The following is a 1,534-nucleotide window of genomic DNA, read 5'->3' on the forward strand; positions in this document are numbered from 1 at the left end:
GGTCGCGCGTGGCGGGCTCGGCGCGGGCGCACGCGTGCAGACGACGGCAGGCACCTTCGAATTCGGTGACGAGGAAGCGCGACAGCAGATGGCGGCGCGCCTCGCGCACCTGATCGCCGTATTCCCGGCTGTCGCCGCTGACCTGCTGCCACAGCGTGGTCAGTGCCGTTTCACCGGCGCCGTCGTGCAGCACCGCGCCGACCTCGTCCATGAAGTCGTAGCCGGTGGTGCCGTCGATCTGCCATTCGGTGCGCAGCGTCTCGTGCTCGGCCAGGATCTTCTCGATCACGATCCAGGGCCGTGCGCCGCGCGCCGCCATCGCGGCATTCAGGTGCCCGCGCAGTTGCTGGCAATAGCCGCCGGGGTCGGCCAGGCCATCGACATGATCGACGCGCACGCCGTCGATCAGGCCATCGCGCGCGAGCCGCAGCACCAGCGCGTGCACGTCGTCGAACACCTGCGGCTGCTCGACCCGCACCGCGACGAGCTCGCTGACCTCGAAGAAGCGCCGCCAGTTCAGTTCGTCCGCCGCGGTGCGCCACCAGGCGAGCCGGTAGTTCTGCTGCTCGAGCAGCGCGTGCAGCCGCTCGAGGCCGCCGGGCGTCGCCGTATCGAAGCCGCTGCCGTTGCCGCTGCTGCTGTCGCCGCTGGCGTCGAACGCGGCCATCGACTCGTCGGACAACGGTACCTCGTGCTCGCCGTACTGCAGCCAATGACGCTGCCCGTCGCTGCGGACGGCGATCTCGCCCGCCTGCAGCGTCTCCCAATACGGGCGCCCAAGGATCGGCAGCAATACCTTGCCATGCAGTTCGGGGTCGGGCGAATGCCAGTCGATATCGAAGTGTCCGGCGTAGGGACTCTCCGCGCCGCGCGCCAGCACGTCGGCCCACCAGCGGTTGTGGGTCGAGCTGGCCGCCATATGGTTGGGCACGATATCGATGATCACGCCGAGCCCCGCCGCGCGCGCGCGTCCGGCCAGCGCCCGGAAGCCGGCGTCGCCGCCGAGCTCGGGGTTGATCTGCTGGAAGTCGGTCACGTCGTAGCCGTGCGTCGAGCCGGGCTTGGCCGCGAAGATCGGCGACAGGTACAGATGGCTGACACCGAGCGAGGCCAGATAGTCGACCTGGCGCTCGGCGTCGGCGAAGGTGAAGCCGGCATGCAGCTGCAGCCTTGCGGTGGCGCGCGGCACGATGGTGCTGCCGCGGTCGGCAGCATCATCGACAGTGTGCGGGGCCGGGTGAGCACCGCCGGGGTGTGACGCGTTGGCTGGGGCTGACGACATGGTGGCAAGCGTGCGGCGTTCAGCCGGTGGTATTGACGGATGGTTGCTGCTGCCCGGATTGCAGATAGGCGACCGTGGCGCCGGCGGGCAGCGTGCCCGCTTCGAGCAGACGGGCGGCGCCGGGCTCGCTCTCGGCCAGCAGCTCGCCTTGCGGCGCGTCGCCGCAGGAAACGACGGCGTCGCCGAGATTGGCCCACAGCGTCAGCAGCGCGCCGTCGCCCAGGCGCCAGCTGGCGCGCACCGCCGCGTCGC

Annotated in this window: 2 protein-coding genes; both read right to left on the minus strand. The window is 70.7% G+C overall.

Features of this window, described 5'->3' with window-relative positions:
• Nucleotides 1-1,189, minus strand: a 1,189-nt coding sequence (gene treY, locus B551_RS18010; RefSeq protein WP_023264709.1) for a malto-oligosyltrehalose synthase, incomplete at its 3' end; no start/stop codon positions are given.
• 112 nt (nucleotides 1,190-1,301) lie between these two features.
• The coding region (locus B551_RS18015) for a DUF3459 domain-containing protein (protein WP_043441002.1) at nucleotides 1,302-1,534 on the minus strand (233 nt) is incomplete at its 5' end.

Source organism: Cupriavidus sp. HPC(L) (assembly GCF_000307735.3).
GTDB lineage: Bacteria > Pseudomonadota > Gammaproteobacteria > Burkholderiales > Burkholderiaceae > Cupriavidus.